This is a genomic window from Streptomyces sp. NPDC047028, from assembly GCF_040644095.1.
In the GTDB taxonomy this organism is placed as follows: Bacteria; Actinomycetota; Actinomycetes; order Streptomycetales; family Streptomycetaceae; genus Streptomyces.
In genome coordinates this window covers 254,744-268,056 of sequence record NZ_JBEYVS010000004.1, presented here as the reverse complement: position 1 = coordinate 268,056, position 13,313 = coordinate 254,744, and the positions used below count along the sequence as shown (strand labels likewise).

Here is a 13,313-nt window from a genome sequence, read left to right as displayed (position 1 = left end):
TGGCGCACCAGGTGAGCGCGGCGCCGTCTCGCGCGCGCCCGCGCGTGAGCCCAGCAGATCCGTTCCAGGAGCGTTCTGTTACGTCGGCGCTGCGACGTTGCCGTCATGGTCAGGGCCCATATCGACATTGTCCAAGCGGCGAAGATGAGCGCCCCAAACTCGGCTTTCGACACGTCCTCCCCCTCAGGAACATCGTGGGGCTCAGCCCCATCACAAGCCCCTATGCCCTGGGGGGGGTTCACCAACGCCTCACTGTCAGTACGAAACCCTGTGCGAGCCGAGTACCGTCGATCTGACCGTCGCGGGCCCGTGACCAGCTACAGAATCAGGCTGCCGACCTGGCAGACGACCCAGCTTCGTGGTCTCAGTTCTGGTCTCATTCGCCGCCGTCCGGCCCCGTCCGGACGGGGCCATCCCGAACGCTCCGCACCAGGTCAGGACGGGTGCGATCCTCGCCGGACCCGCGTACGAACATTTGGAAAGCGTATTTGAGGCAACCCTCGCGGATTCGAACCTCTCGTATGCTCCGGCGCGGCTGACCCGCCGAACGAGGATCCCGACCCTCTGTGACCGGGGCCTTCACCCCAGGTTGTTCGGTCGCCGTAGCTCCGTCTTCTATGTGCTCCCGCAACTGTGGCCTCTTGGCAAACGATCGCTTCCAGAGCTCGGCTGCTAGCCAGCGGCCAAGAGGCGGCCTGCACAGCTCCAGCCCGACGGCGTGCCCATAGCGTGCCCATAAGACCGGTAAACCACGGTCAACAGCGGCGCAATCCTGCACTCCCGGGCGCCGCACTAAGGCGCGTATGACCAGGTCAGAAGCTATCCAACTCCCTAGGCGCCGTCGCTTCCCAAGCTGAGAGCGCGAGTTCGATTCTCGTCACCCGCTCTTATTGAAGCCCCAGGTCAGTGGCCTGGGGCTTATTTCCATTGGAGTGCCGTTGCTGCCCGGGCGGGACACAAGCCCCTTGCGGGAGCGGGCACTTGACCGCCAGGGAACAGCGTCAGAGCGGGAGGTCGTCGGGGTCGTCGGGGAGTACCCGGAACTCCTTGTAACGGCCCAGCGGGCGTACGGCCCGGAAGTCTCGTCGGTCGAGGGTGAGAATCGCGTCCGTGTCGTGGTCGGCTGCAAGCGCCACATTCACCGCGTCGGCGGGGTCGAGGTCCAGCGCGCGGTGGCGGACACGAACGGACTGTGCGGCGCCCAGGTGGTCCTCCGTGATCCCAGGCAGGACGACACGCCCCAGGCTCATCCAGCGCCGCAGGTCGTCGACCGCGCTGACGGCAGCCTCCCTGCCGAGCTCGCGCGTCGCCACGTGATCCAGTGCGGCCGGCAGGAGGGGAGACATGACCAGCAGGCCCGCCGCCATGATGGCCTCGTTCGCCGCCCGATGTTCCGGGTGAGCCGAACCCAGCGCTGCCTGAAGGCCAGACGTATCGGCGATGACGATGATCACCGGGCGGATCCGGAGCCCGAGCCGGTCTCACGCCAGACCGCATCGGCGACCGTGTCGCGGACTTCCGACTTGGGCAGTGTGCGCCCCGGCCCCTCGAAGGTGCGCGAGAACAGCGGCTCGTCCCAGACCCCGGCGCTTGGCGGCCTCCTCATGGGCGTCGTCGGCTGGACGGCCCTCGCCCCGCCGGCTCCAGCGGGGCCTCGGTGACGAAGTGCCGGGCGTCCTACTTGCTGACGGCGAAACGCATGAGGGCGTGCTCGTCACCCTGCTTGACGTTGCCCGTCGTGTTGATCACTTCGAGCTTCCAACTGCCGCCGACCCGAACGGCCTTGGCCACGGCGCAGCCGTTGTCCCGGGTGAGCAGGCTGGGCCAGATGTCGGCGACCTGCTGAGAGCTGCCCCCGGTCGCGTCGTAGACCTTGAAGCTGATGTTGCGTGCCTTCTGGAACGAACTGCCCTTCTTGTACGCGGCGGCGACGAACACGATCGACGTGATGTTGGACGGTATCCGGGCGAACTCGACGGTGACCGTCTCGTCGTCACCGTCCCCGTGCCCCGTCTGGTTGTCGCCGCTGTGCACCAACGAGCCGTTGCCCATGGGGTCGAGCGAGTCCAGACCCGCGAGGCGCACCGGGTCACCGCCCTGCAGGGCGATGGCGATCAGGTCGAGATCGGTGCCGGTCTTGCGGCGCAGCTTGCCCAGCACTCCGCCGCTGCTGCCGGCGGTGGGGTCCCAGGAAACTCCGATGGACAGATGGGTCACCCCGTCCAGGTCCGCTGGGCCGTCTTCCTTCGTGAGCGTGATCATTCGGTGGCTCGTCCTTGTCTCAAAGGGACTGCAAAAGAGACTGCAAAAGGCACTACAACACGCAGAGGGCACCCCGTGCCGTTCTGGTTCCATGTGCCGGTCACCCACCCCCGCGTCCAGCGACCCCAGGCTCACGGCGGGAGGGGTGCCGGCCTCCGGCTCCTTGAAGCTGACCCACGGGAGCAAGACGCTCTACTCGCGCAGCTACGGCCCCTCGCAGGACATCGCCCCGCAGGTGCGGATCCCGGGGTCCGGCTGGTACACGGTCACCCAGACCGCCCACCGGGGCGGCCTGCCGTCCGGCTCGCTGTCGACGACCTCAAGCCTCTCCCTGCACTTCTACGCCGACGCCGGCAAGAACCGGCAGATCCGGGACTACATCACCCGGCTCTGGCCCGAGGGGCTGAACTCCAGGAGCCAGGCCGCCGCCCGTTCGACCACGACCGTCGAGCCGGGGATGCAGCGCCTCGGGACGAACGACGGCACGATCGGCCGGCTGTCGGAGGGGGTGAAGTCCGTGCACGCCTGGTACACGACCGACGACGGCGTCCACTGGCACGCCACCACCGCGAAGCTGTCCCACGGCAAGTGGACCGCCAACGTCCACAGCCCCGCCTCCGCCGGCCGCGTCGGTCTGCGCTCCACGGTCACCGACACCCACGGTGACAGCTCGACGGCCACGGTCCACAACGCGTACGCGGTGCGCTGAGAACCCTTTCCGGGCGGCTGAAGCGGTGCCCGAGGCCGCGCGCCACCAGACCGCGACACCGCGACACTGTGGCCTCGCGAAATCAATATCTGTGGTGGCGAGATAAGAAATCGAGTCGGCGGGCGGCCAATATTTCCTGCGGCCACGGACTGCACGGAATTACTCACCGCGCAGGGCCGACATCGACGTGCTACTGTCGTCATCAGTTGCAGGTGTGGTTGCCAGAAAGTTTTTCCGACGGCTGATCAACACGGCGACAACAGGATGCGCACAGGGCGCATTACTGAACACCGTCTCCGAAGGAGAAACAAATGACTACTGGCACCGTGAAGTGGTTCAACGCGGAAAAGGGCTTCGGCTTCATCGAGCAGGACGGCGGCGGCGCCGACGTCTTCGCCCACTACTCGAACATCGCCACCCAGGGCTTCCGCGAGCTGCAGGAAGGCCAGAAGGTGTCGTTCGACATCGCCCAGGGCCAGAAGGGCCCGACGGCCGAGAACATCGTTCCCGCCTGACGCACCGGCGTATACGCGTACTTCGCAGCTGGGGCCCGCACCTTGGGGTGCGGGCCCCAGCTCGCTTTGTTTTCAGGGCGATTCGGCCCTGTTTTATCGGGCCGTTCTCTCGCGATTCTCTGCGCCGCTCATTCTGCTGCGGAAATCCCTTGATACTCGTCCCGCATCGAGGAAGGTTCCGCATGAGCCGCACACGTACCGCTCGCACCCGCACGAATAGCGCCCACGAACGATCCGGGGGACGTTCCGCCCCGGGCCGATCCGGCGTGCCTCGCCGCTCCGGTGGACACCGGAACCAGCGGCCCACCGGGGGAGAGTTCGCGCTTCCGAAGACGATCACCCCCGGGTTGCCCGCTGTCGAGGCGTTCGCCGATCTCGCCATGCCGGCGCCCTTGCTGGCCACACTCGGCCACGCAGGCGTGACCGTACCGTTCCCGATCCAGGCGGCGACCCTGCCCAATTCCCTGGCCGGCCGTGACGTGCTCGGCCGCGGCCGCACCGGGTCGGGCAAGACCCTCCGCCTTCGGCCTCCCCGTACTGGCCCGTACGGCGGGCCGCCGTGCCGAGCCGCGCAGGCCACTGGCCCTGATCCTCGTGCCCACCCGTGAGCTGGCCCAGCAGGTCACCGACGCGCTCGCTCCCTACGCCCGCTCCGTGCGGCTGCGGCTCGCCACCGTCGTCGGCGGAGTGTCCCTCGGCAGGCAGGCCGGTGCGCTGCGGGCCGGCGCGGAGGTGGTCGTCGCCACGCCCGGCCGGCTCAAGGACCTCATCGACCGCGGCGACTGCCGGCTCACCGACGTCGGCGTCACGGTGCTCGACGAGGCCGACCAGATGACCGACATGGGCTTCATGCCCCAGGTCACCGCCCTGCTCGACCAGGTGCGCCCCGGCGGTCAGCGGATGTTGTTCTCGGCCACCCTGGACCGCAACGTCGACCTGCTGGTCCGCCGCTACCTGACCGACCCGGTGGTCCACTCCGTCGACCCGTCGGCCGGTGCCGTCAGCACGATGGAGCACCATGTGCTCCACGTGCACGACGCGGACAAGCACCGTACGACCACGGAGATCGCGGCCCGGGACGGCCGGGTCATCATGTTCCTCGACACCAAGCACGCCGTGGACCGGCTGACCGAGCATCTGCTGAAGAGCGGTGTCCGGGCCGGGGCCCTGCACGGCGGCCGGTCCCAGCCGCAGCGCACCAGGACGCTGGCGCAGTTCAAGGACGGTCGGGTCACCGTCCTGGTGGCCACCGACGTCGCGGCCCGCGGCATCCATGTCGACAACCTCGACCTGGTCGTCAACGTGGATCCGCCCACTGACCACAAGGACTACCTGCACCGTGGCGGCCGTACGGCCCGCGCCGGGGAGTCCGGCAGCGTCGTCACCCTGGTGACCCCGGCCCAGCGTCGGGGCATGACCCGGCTGATGGCTTCGGCCGGCATCAGCCCGCAGGTGACTTCGGTCCGCTCGGGCGAGGCGGAACTGAGCCGCATCACGGGCGCCCAGGCGCCCTCCGGCGTCCCGGTGGTCATCGCCGCGCCCGCCCCCGAACGCTCCCGCCGCGCCTCGTCGCCGGCTCGGGGCCGCCGGGACCGCACCGGTCAGGGCCGATCCGCCGGCGCCGGGGCGCGCCGACGGACCCCACGGCGGCCGGGCAACGACTCCGCCGCACAGTCCGCCGCCTAGTCCGGCGCCGTCCCCCGACGCCCCCGTGGCCTTCCCCTGCCGCGAGCGTCCCCGAGCCGACCAGCCCCTGCCGAAGGAGACACCCTTGACGCCGACGTGGACCGAGTACGTCATGCCGGGCCCCGCTCCCGCTCCCGAGGTCGTGATCGAGGACGCCGCGGGCCACGGGCCCCGGGTGTGCGACGACATGACCGTCGAGGTGGCCTCGCCGTCATGGCGGGCGCCCGGGTCGAGTACCTGACCGTCTGCGACGGGGACGACCAGAGCACGGGTTCGATCACCCTGGTCCGGCTCGCCGTACTCCGCGACAGTTCCGCGTACACGGACCGGATCCGGCTGCGGGACGTCCTCGCCCAGTCGCCGCCCGGTGACCGCCCCGGCTGCGCCGGTGAATGCGGCGGCCGGGTTCCGGACGTACTCACCCCGTCGCGCTGATCAGCCTTGGGCCGGTCGGCGCGTAGTCCTTGCCCCCGGCCTGACCGTGGCATCCCGCCACGCCCCCGCGACTACGCCCTTTCAGGCGTCGGGCGTCGTGTCCTCATCCGGTACCCGTCCGTTCGCCGGGAAGGCCGCCGGGCCCCGGGACCGCCCTGCCTCCTCCGCCGCGAAGGCATGCGGACCATGACGTGCCCCGGCTTCGCCTGCCACCGCCCGCGCCCGACCGCACCGGGGCGCGCGCGGTGGCATGGGCGGCCGTCGGGGCGTACCGCATCCCACGCGGCCTCGACGCGGCAGGGAACGGCTCGGCAGGGCAGGGCTCGGCGGCACGATCCCGAGGCGGGGGAACGGGCGGTGAAGCGCCCTCACCACACCGGTGGGGGCGGTTGCCCTCTCACCGGTCGAAGTGGACGAGATCGCCCACGGTCCACGCGCTGATGTCCTTGATCGCGACCCGGTACATGCCGCCCGTCTCCGGGATCCCGAGACTGCCCTGCAGGATCCGGGCGAGGTGGAAGTGCAGATGTGTGGGCGCCTCGCCGCGACCGGGCCGGTTCTCCCGGCCACCTCGGGCGAAGACGTCCGAGAACGGGGCCAGACGGTCCGAGTCCTTCAGGACGTCGGCCACCCGCTCCCTCCACACCGCCTCCGGGGCCAGCCGCCCGGTGATGACGGCACCGCCGACGACGACGGTCAACGACATCTGATTGCTTCGCTCGGACTCCACTGCGGCGGAGATGGCGACGAGCAGCTCATCAGGGTTCGACATGGAGGCAGATCTTATGCGGCCTCGCCCGTACCGGAACCGCCCGCGGCGTTGTGAAGTGGTCGCGCGGGCCCCGGGAGACGGCTTCCGGCCAACCGGTGAGCACCGATCACCACAGGCCTCTTCTTCCACCAAAAGGATGAAACCTTCTCTCACCAGAGTAGATATTCAGAAGCGAGATGGGTATGGTTCCTCGTGTAGCCAAGGTCGACGAAGACCCGCCAGACACGAACTGGCGGATGGATGGACACGAAGTACGCAGGTCAGTGTGGCTCCCGAGCCTCGAAGCCAAGGACTTCCCAGTAGCGGCGACGGGACTGAGAGCCGCGCTGGGCGGCTCGCAGTCGAGGAGCTGCCGACGGCAGTACCGGTTCAGTCATCGGTTGGTTTCAAGAGGAACGGAGGAGCAGACGCCATCAGGATCGCCCGGGCCCGAGAAACGCTCGGCCCGGGTACCGCAAGACCCCGGAATGGATGGTGGTCCCCGGTCAAGCAGCTGCGATCCCTCGCTCCGGCCCGCCGGGCCGGTTAGCGGAAACAGAAAGTCGGCAGAGCAGCAGAGCCGACGGATGGTGTTGAATTTCCTTCGGGGCCCTGGTGCCGTACGGCACCGGGGCCCCTCGACGCGTTACACAGCGAGGTGACATGACATCGGACAACCCACTGAATGATCGTCTGGACGACGACGACTACCCCGCTTACACGATGGGCCGGGCAGCCGAGATGCTCGGCACCACCCCGGCCTTCCTCCGGGCCATCGGGGAGGCTCGTCTGATCACTCCGCTCCGCTCGGAGGGAGGACATCGCCGGTACTCCCGCTACCAGCTGCGCATCGCCGCCCGCGCCCGCGAGCTCGTCGACAAGGGGACGCCGATCGAGGCAGCGTGCCGCATCGTGATCCTCGAGGACCAGCTCGAGGAGGCACAGCGCATCAACGCCGAGCACCGCCGCGCGGCCGCCGACTCGGCGGGCACCCCCCGCTCCGGCTGAACAGACGCATACGGACCGGGTGCCCGGGTTTCCCGGGCCGGGCGGGTCGGCGCGTGACTCCGTGTTTCGATCCGGACGCCTCGGTGGCGCACCGTACCGCTCAGGGAGCGCCTCCAAGTGTGGACGGGCCTCACAGCCGGCCGGCGAGGCGTTCACGGATGGCGGCGCTCGGCTGGTTGAGGCCCTCGATGGTGACCTTCTTGCCGCGCTGGGCGTACTTGGTCTCGATGGCGTCCAGGGCGGCCACGGAGGAGGCGTCCCAGACGTGGGTGCCGGAGAGGTCGATGACGACGTCGTCCGGGTCGTTCCTGTAGTCGAACTGGGTGACCAGGTCGTTGGAGGACGCGAAGAACAGCTCGCCGGTCACGGAGTAGACGACCTGGGTGCCGTCGGGGTCGGTGACCGAGGTGACGTGGGTGAGGTGGGCCACCCGGCGGGCGAAGATGATCATCGCGGTGACGGAGCCGACGACCACGCCGATGGAGAGATTGGACGTGGCGACGACGACGATCACGGTGATGACCATGACCGTCGTCTCGCCGACCGGCATCCGTCGCAGCGTGGCGGGCTTCACCGAGTGCCAGTCGAAGGTGCCGACGGAGACCAGGATCATGACGGCGACCAGGGCGGCCATGGGGATCCGGGAGACGACCGGGCCGAGCACGATGCACAGGATCAGCAGGAAGAACCCGGCCAGGAACGTCGACAGCCGGGTACGGGCGCCGTTCTTGACGTTGATCATGGTCTGGCCGATCATGCCGCAGCCGCCCATGCCGCCGAAGATCCCGGTGACGATGTTGGCGATGCCCTGACCGACCGCTTCGCGGGTCTTGTCGGACCGGGTGTCGGTGAGGTCGTCGACCAGCTTCGCGGTCATCATCGACTCCATGATCCCCACCAGCGCCATGGCGAAGGCGTACGGGGCGATGACTGTCAGGGTGTGCGGGGTGAACGGCACGTCGGGCAGGCCCGGCACCGGTAGCGCGGACGGCAGCTTGCCCTTGTCCCCCACCGTCGGTACGGCGATCCCGGCGGCCACGGTGATCACGGTCAGGATCACGATCGCCACCAGCGGCGCCGGCACCGCCCGGGTCAGCCGCGGGAACAGCACCATGAGCACCAGACCGGCCACGACCAGCGGATACACCGCCCACGGCACGTCGTGCAGGTTGGGTATCTGGGCCAGGAACAGCAGGATGCCCAGCGCGTTGACGAAGCCGACCATGACGCTGCGCGGCACGAACTGCATCAGCTTGGCGACGCCCAGCGCACCGAGGACGACCTGGAAGGCGCCGGCGAGCATGACGGTGGCGACCAGGTAGCCCAGCCCGTACTGGCGGGCTATCGGCGCCACGACCAGGGCGACGGCGCCGGTGGCGGCGGAGATCATGGCCGGGCGTCCGCCGGCGAACGCGATGACCATGGCCATGGTGCAGGCGGCGTACAGACCGACCCGGGGGTCGACGCCCGCGATGACGGAGAACGAGATCGCCTCCGGGATCAGCGCGAGACCGACGACCAGACCGGCCAGCACCTCGGTGCGCAGGACCGTCGGCGAGGTCAGCCACACGGGCCTGGGCAGGCGAGACCAGGGGGATCTGGGCGACTTGGGCGCTGCGGGCAGCGTTGGGGACATGCGACCGTTTCCGTTCAGGCGCACGCGTCCCCGTATCCGGTACGCGCCCGCGTCGTCAGCGCGGTGATGCCGTGGTGCACCCGCGTTCCAGCCGGCGTCAGCGGCGACAGGAGGCAACTCTACCCTGACGTGAGGGGAGGGTGTGGGGCCGAGGACACCCGACGAAGGGGGATCATGGGGGGATGACGGAAGAGCGGCACATGCAGATCGGTGAAGTGGCCGAGCGGACCGGTCTGTCGCTGCGCACGATCCGCCACTACGAGGAAGTCGGCCTCGTCGTCCCCTCCGCCCGCAGCAAGGGCGGTTTCCGCCTCTACACGGACTCGGACGTCGAGCGCCTGATGGTGATCCGCCGCATGAAGCCGCTGGACTTCTCCCTGGAGGAGATGCGGGACCTGCTGGAGATCACCGACCGGCTGGGGCGCACCGACAGCCCGCCGACCGGCGAGGAACTGGCTCGGCTGCGTGGCCGGCTCGACGCCTACCGGGAGACGGCCGACGCCCGCTGCGAATCCCTGCGCGCCCGCCTGGCGATGGCCGAGGACTTCGCGGCCACCCTGCGCGCCCGTCTGGGCGCCGCCTGAGGCACAGCCGGCCGCGGTGGCGCCCTTCGGCGACCGCCGCGGCCGCGGCTCCTCGGCGTGGGGCTCAGCCGAACTGGCCCGGCTGGTAGTCGCCGGCCGGCTGCTGGACGATGACGTTCATGCGGTTGTAGGCGTTGATCAGGGCGATGAGGGAGACCAGCGCGCCGAGCTGCTCCTCGTCGAAGTGCTGGGCGGCGTTCTCCCAGGCCTCGTCGGTGATGCCGCCGGCCGCGTCGGCGATACGGGTGCCCTGCTCGGCCAGCTCCAGCGCGGCACGCTCGGCGGGCGTGAACACCGTCGCCTCCCTCCAGGCCGCGACCAGCAGGAGGCGCTGCACGTCCTCGCCCGCCTTCATGGCGTCCTTGGTGTGCATGTCGGTGCAGAACCCGCAGCCGTTGATCTGGCTGGCGCGGATCTTCACCAGCTCCTGGGTCGCCGCCGGCAGCGCCGAGTCCGTGACCGCCTTGCTGCCCGAGTTGAGGTAGCGGAGGAACTTGCCTGCGACCGCGTTGCCGAAGAGGTTCATACGAGCGTCCATCGTCAGCTCCTGTGCCGTTGTCGTTCGGTGTACGCCTCTCTGACAACCGGGCCGGACGCGATGTGACAGGGCACAGATGTGACCTGCGTCACTCAGGTTGGGGGCGGACCGTGAGCATCTGCTGGGCGTGGCCCACCGGGCCGGTGACGTCGTGCAGCACGGTGCTGGTGACGCCCTGCCCCGTCGGCCCGAACGTGACGGTGGTGTCCAGCCCGGTCCAGCGGCCCTCGGGCTGCCGGTGCAGATGGAGCGTCAGGTCGACGTTGGGGAACATCCACGCGGTCGGCGCCTCGCGTACGGCGATGCCGTTGGCGGTGTCGACCAGGGCGACGTACGACGCGAGCGGGCTGATCGGCTCGTCGGCGACCAGGTCGAGCGAGGTGGAGATCCACGCGGTCGTACGGCCCGGCCGGGGCGGCGCGAGCGGCCGTACGTCCAGGGAGGCGATGTACCCGCCGGGCCACAGGGACGCCATCGGCCAGGAGTCCAGTTCCCCGGGCCGGGTGAGCTGCTGCGGACCGCCGCCCGCGACGGCCGCGGTGTCCCCGGCGGCCAGCAGCCAGGCGCGGGCCCGCACCACCGGACGGTCGGCCACCCGTACGACGGCTTCGAGCAACTCGATGGTGCGGCCGGGCCGGACCGTCTCCACCCGGATCTCGCACTCGTCGAGGGCCAGCCGCCCCAGGATGTCGTAGCTGATCCGCGAGAGGAGCAGGCCGCCGCCCCGCCCGGGGCGTCCGGCGAGGTGGTGGTCGATCGCGTGCACGACGAGGCCGCCGAGCGGGCTGAAGTGCAGCTCGTCGGGGTCCCAGGCGCCGCTCGCGTGGACGGTGGGCTTGTAGCGGTGCTCGTCGATGCGCTCGTAGTAGCTGCCGGTCTGCGCGGGAGGGTGGGCTGCGGGGCGGGGCGAGAGGGACATGCCGCCATGGTAGGAAGCGGTCTGATGACCTGGTCACCCGCGCCAGGGGTCTTACGGACCCGTGACGTACCCCGCGCCGACCCCCGCCGGGCACCCCCGTCCGCCCTAGCGTGACAGTATGCGCGTACTGGTCACCGGCGGTGCCGGGTTCATCGGGTCCCATGTCGTCGACGCCCTGCGGGCCCGCGGTCACGAGGCGGTCGTGTACGACGTCCGGTCCGGACCCGGCGCCGACGTGCGCAACCCGGTGGCCGTGGCCGAGGCGCTGGCCGGGGTGGACGCCGTCTCCCACCAGGCGGCCATGGTCGGCCTCGGCAACGGCGTCGCGGACGCGGCCGAGTACATCTCCCGCAACGACCTCGGCACCGCCGTCCTGCTCGCCGCCATGGCCGACGCGGACGTACGGCGGCTGGTGCTCGCCGGGTCGATGGTGGTGTACGGCGAGGGCCGCTACGAGTGTGCCGAGCACGGCGTCGTACGACCCGGCCCGCGCGCCGTGGCCGACCTGGACGCGGGCCGGTTCGAGCCCCACTGCCCGCTGTGCGGAGCGGAGTTGGCGCCGGGGCTGGTCGGCGAGGACGCGGCGGCCGACCCGCGCAACGTGTACGCCACGACCAAACTGGCCCAGGAGCACCTGGCCGCCGCCTGGGCCCGCTCGACGGGCGGTACGGCGGTGTCCCTGCGCTACCACAACGTGTACGGCCCCCGGATGCCCCGCGACACCCCGTACGCCGGCGTCGCCTCCTTCTTCCGCTCGGCGCTCGGCCGCGGTGAGGCACCGCGCGTCTTCGAGGACGGGCGGCAGCGGCGGGACTTCGTCCATGTCCGGGACGTCGCGGCGGCCAACGTCACCGCCCTGGAGGCGGAGAGCCGGCCGGGAGCGCTGACGGCCTACAACACCGGCAGCGGTGAGCCCCGTACCGTCGGCGACCTGGCGCACGCCCTCGCCGCGGCCTGCGCCGGACCCGCGCCCGTGACCACCGGCGAGTACCGCCTCGGCGACGTACGGCACATCACCGCCGACTCCGGCCGCCTGCGGGCGGACCTCGGCTGGAAACCGGAGATCGCCTTCGCGGAGGGCATGCGGGAGTTCGCGGCGGAGGGGTGAGCGGTCGGCCGACCGTACCCGGGGCTCCCTGACGAGTCAGGCCTGGGCGGTGGCCTCCCCCGTCGGGAGGGTGACCTCGAAGCGGCAGCCGCCGGGGATGTTGCGCACGGTCGTACGGCCGCGGTGGGCCTCGACGATGCCGCGGACGATGGCCAGGCCCAGGCCCGCCCCCGCCGGCGGCGTCCGCGCGTCCGTGCCGCGCCATCCGGTGTCGAAGACGCGGGGCAGGTCCTCCTCGGGGATGCCGCCGCAGCCGTCGGTGACCGAGAGCACGACACCGTCCGGCGCGCGCTCGGCGGCGATGGCGACCGTACCGTCGGCCGGGGTCCTGCGGATGGCGTTGACCAGGAGGTTGGCCAGGACGCGGCTCATCTCCTTGCCGTCGACCTCGACCGGCACCGGTTCCACCCGGTCGCCGACCAGCCGTACGCCGTGCTCGCGCGCGAGGGGGCCGACACCGGCGAGGGCGTCGCCGACCAGGTCGTAGAGGGAGATGCGGGCGGGGCTGAGGGGGAGGGTGCCGGCGTGTATGCGGGAGAGCTCGAAGAGGTCGCCGACCATGTCGTTGAGGCGTTCCACCTCGGTGCGGATCTGCTTGAGGTAGCGGTCGGGGTCGGCGGCGACACCGTCCTCCAGCGCCTCCGACATGGCCCGCAGACCGGCGAGCGGCGTGCGCAGGTCGTGCGAGATCCAGGCGACCAGCTCCCGCCGGGAGGTCTCCAGCGCGCGCTCGCGCTCCCGGGACGCGGCGAGCCGGGCGCTGGTGGCCGCCAACTCCTGGCTGAGCGCGTCGAGTTCGGCGGTGGCCGGGACGGAAGGCACCGCGAAGGCGCCGCCCTCACCGAAGTCCCGGGCCGCGTCGGCGAGTTCACGGCTGCGCGCGACCACCCAGCGGCCGAGGAGCAGGGCCGTGGCGAAGGAGACGACGGCGGCCATGGCGACGACGGTGGTGACGACCCTGAGGTCGTGCGGCGACAGGAACATCGCCCAGGCCACGGCCATGGTCCCGGCGAGCATCGCGACCACGCCGACCCCGGACACCACGCCGAGGGACGCGGTGAGGGAGCGGCGGCGGATCATCCGCAGGACGACCGCGCCGGCGAGGCCGGTGGCGGCGGCACCCAGGAAGGCGTAGAGGGCGATGAGCAGGTTGGCACGCATC

General features: G+C 70.6%; 12 protein-coding genes and 2 pseudogenes. 7 read left to right on the top strand and 7 right to left on the bottom strand.

Going from position 1 to position 13,313, the window contains the following annotated elements; translation table 11 throughout:
* Positions 1 to 1,001 precede the first annotated feature (1,001 nt).
* Positions 1,002 to 1,454 carry a PIN domain-containing protein gene (locus ABZ854_RS06360; protein WP_361205118.1) on the bottom strand — a complete coding sequence of 151 codons (453 nt, stop codon included), beginning with the start codon at positions 1,452 to 1,454 and terminating at the stop codon, positions 1,002 to 1,004.
* A 223-nt stretch (positions 1,455 to 1,677) separates the two neighbouring features.
* The gene (locus tag ABZ854_RS06355; RefSeq protein ID WP_361205115.1) at positions 1,678 to 2,262 is read right to left on the bottom strand and encodes a TerD family protein; all 585 of its coding nucleotides are present in this window, start codon (positions 2,260 to 2,262) and stop codon (positions 1,678 to 1,680) included.
* Between the two features lie 163 nt (positions 2,263 to 2,425).
* Here ABZ854_RS06355 and ABZ854_RS06350 point away from each other — a divergent pair, with 163 nt between their 5' ends.
* The 4 genes and pseudogenes from ABZ854_RS06350 (at position 2,426) to ABZ854_RS06335 (ending at position 5,607) form a co-directional block, all read left to right on the top strand.
* A complete protein-coding gene (locus ABZ854_RS06350; protein ID WP_361205112.1) occupies positions 2,426 to 2,971 on the top strand; it encodes a hypothetical protein in 546 nt (181 codons plus the stop codon).
* 311 nt (positions 2,972 to 3,282) lie between these two features.
* Complete coding sequence (locus ABZ854_RS06345; protein WP_361205109.1) at positions 3,283 to 3,486, top strand: cold-shock protein; 204 nt, start codon at positions 3,283 to 3,285, stop codon at positions 3,484 to 3,486.
* Positions 3,487 to 3,668: 182 nt separating this feature from the next.
* A pseudogene (locus ABZ854_RS06340) lies at positions 3,669 to 5,172 on the top strand (DEAD/DEAH box helicase).
* 112 nt (positions 5,173 to 5,284) lie between these two features.
* A pseudogene (locus ABZ854_RS06335) lies at positions 5,285 to 5,607 on the top strand (CBS domain-containing protein).
* A 397-nt stretch (positions 5,608 to 6,004) separates the two neighbouring features.
* On the opposite strand, the gene ABZ854_RS06330 reads toward ABZ854_RS06335, so the two are convergent.
* On the bottom strand, positions 6,005 to 6,379 hold the full coding sequence (locus ABZ854_RS06330) for a hypothetical protein (protein ID WP_361205105.1): 375 nt from the start codon (positions 6,377 to 6,379) through the stop codon (positions 6,005 to 6,007).
* A 642-nt stretch (positions 6,380 to 7,021) separates the two neighbouring features.
* Here ABZ854_RS06330 and ABZ854_RS06325 point away from each other — a divergent pair.
* A complete protein-coding gene (locus ABZ854_RS06325; RefSeq protein ID WP_361205102.1) occupies positions 7,022 to 7,366 on the top strand; it encodes a MerR family transcriptional regulator in 345 nt (114 codons plus the stop codon).
* A 130-nt stretch (positions 7,367 to 7,496) separates the two neighbouring features.
* On the opposite strand, the gene ABZ854_RS06320 is transcribed toward ABZ854_RS06325, so the two are convergent.
* Positions 7,497 to 9,002: a SulP family inorganic anion transporter gene (locus ABZ854_RS06320; protein WP_361205099.1), complete on the bottom strand. Its 1,506-nt coding sequence runs from the start codon at positions 9,000 to 9,002 to the stop codon at positions 7,497 to 7,499.
* A gap of 182 nt (positions 9,003 to 9,184) precedes the next feature.
* On the opposite strand from ABZ854_RS06320, the gene ABZ854_RS06315 reads away from it, so the two are divergent.
* Positions 9,185 to 9,586 carry a MerR family transcriptional regulator gene (locus tag ABZ854_RS06315; RefSeq protein WP_361205096.1) on the top strand — a complete coding sequence of 134 codons (402 nt, stop codon included), beginning with the start codon at positions 9,185 to 9,187 and terminating at the stop codon, positions 9,584 to 9,586.
* A 64-nt stretch (positions 9,587 to 9,650) separates the two neighbouring features.
* On the opposite strand, the gene ABZ854_RS06310 is transcribed toward ABZ854_RS06315, so the two are convergent.
* Together ABZ854_RS06310 and ABZ854_RS06305 are read right to left on the bottom strand one after the other, a co-directional pair.
* On the bottom strand, positions 9,651 to 10,124 hold the full coding sequence (locus tag ABZ854_RS06310) for a carboxymuconolactone decarboxylase family protein (protein ID WP_361205093.1): 474 nt from the start codon (positions 10,122 to 10,124) through the stop codon (positions 9,651 to 9,653).
* 88 nt (positions 10,125 to 10,212) lie between these two features.
* Complete coding sequence (locus ABZ854_RS06305) at positions 10,213 to 11,043, bottom strand: thioesterase family protein (protein WP_361205090.1); 831 nt, start codon at positions 11,041 to 11,043, stop codon at positions 10,213 to 10,215.
* Positions 11,044 to 11,161: 118 nt separating this feature from the next.
* Between ABZ854_RS06305 and ABZ854_RS06300 the strand changes: the two genes are divergently transcribed.
* On the top strand, positions 11,162 to 12,151 hold the full coding sequence (locus tag ABZ854_RS06300) for an NAD-dependent epimerase/dehydratase family protein (protein WP_361205087.1): 990 nt from the start codon (positions 11,162 to 11,164) through the stop codon (positions 12,149 to 12,151).
* Positions 12,152 to 12,187: 36 nt separating this feature from the next.
* On the opposite strand, the gene ABZ854_RS06295 is transcribed toward ABZ854_RS06300, so the two are convergent.
* Complete coding sequence (locus ABZ854_RS06295; RefSeq protein ID WP_361205084.1) at positions 12,188 to 13,312, bottom strand: HAMP domain-containing sensor histidine kinase; 1,125 nt, start codon at positions 13,310 to 13,312, stop codon at positions 12,188 to 12,190.
* Position 13,313: the final 1 nt, after the last annotated feature.